Origin of the sequence: Nonomuraea corallina (assembly GCF_027620315.1) — a bacterium.
In the GTDB taxonomy this organism is placed as follows: Bacteria; Actinomycetota; Actinomycetes; order Streptosporangiales; family Streptosporangiaceae; genus Nonomuraea; species Nonomuraea corallina.
Genome location: NZ_JAPNNL010000351.1, coordinates 1 through 992, shown reverse-complemented (window position 1 = coordinate 992; position 992 = coordinate 1). Strand labels below are relative to the sequence as shown.

Genomic DNA, 992 nt, shown 5'->3' with positions numbered 1-992 from the left:
CTCGACCGTGACCTTCTTCAGATACGCGCGAAGCTTGTCCTCATTCGCCATGGCCAGGCCCTTCCTGTGGCGACCTCAGCGGAGATGTCATCGTTCGGTTGTCGATCAAGGCGAAGATCTCCTCGTCGGAGGCGGAGACGATCTCCTCGGCGGCGCCGTTGGACCCGGCGGGCACGGCGGTCAGCGGGTCGTCCGAGCCGGCGCCGATCCTGGCGAGGGCGCTCTGCAGGATGGCCACGAGCCGGTCCCGCACGGTGTCCGCCTCGCCGTTGGCGGCCAGCATCATGGATTCGGCCTGGTCCACCGCCGTCCGCAGGGCGTCCTCCGCGGAGGGCGTCTCGGGGGCCAGCGTGCGGAACAGGTACTCGGCGAGCGAGCGGACCGTGGGATGGTCGAAGACCAGCGTGGACGGCAGCCGCAGCCCGGTGGCCGTGGTGAGCCGGTTGCGCAGCTCGACGGCGGTCAGGGAGTCGAAGCCGAGCTCGTTGAAGGCCCGGTCGACGTCGATCGAGTCCGCGCCGGCGTACGCGAGGACGGCGGCGACGTGCGAGCGGACCAGTTCGGTGAGGTGGGTGAGCGCGCCGGCCTGGCCCAGCGCCGCCAGGCGCTCGGTCAGCTCGGCGGGTCCGGCCGCCGCCCGGGCGCTCGCCTGGCCGGTCGTGTCGGCGGCGCGGCGCGGTACCCGTACGAGTCCGCGCAGCACGCTCGGCAGCCCGTCGTCCTCCGCCCTGGCCCGCAGACCCGCCAGGTCCCAGCGGGCCGCCACGACGGCAGGCTCCGCGCCCGCCAACGCGGCGTCGAACAGAGCGAGCCCTTCCTCCACCCCCAACGGGGCGATCCCCGCCCGCGCCAGCCGCGCCCGGTCGGCCGCGTTCATGGCGCCGGTCATCCCGGACTCCACGTCCCACAACCCCCACGCCACCGACACCGCCGGCAGTCCCACGGCGTTCCGCGAGACGGCCAGCCCGTCCAGGAACGCGTTCGCCGCCGCA

2 protein-coding genes are annotated in these 992 nt (G+C 73.9%); both read right to left on the bottom strand.

Annotated features, from left to right (window positions below; genetic code table 11):
• Nucleotides 1–51 (bottom strand): polyketide synthase docking domain-containing protein (locus tag OUY22_RS36980; RefSeq protein WP_408638261.1); only part of this gene is annotated, 51 nt, incomplete at its 3' end.
• Nucleotides 41–992: phosphopantetheine-binding protein (locus tag OUY22_RS36650; protein ID WP_270159913.1), on the bottom strand; the 952-nt coding region annotated here is incomplete at its 5' end. The genes OUY22_RS36980 and OUY22_RS36650, both read right to left, overlap by 11 nt.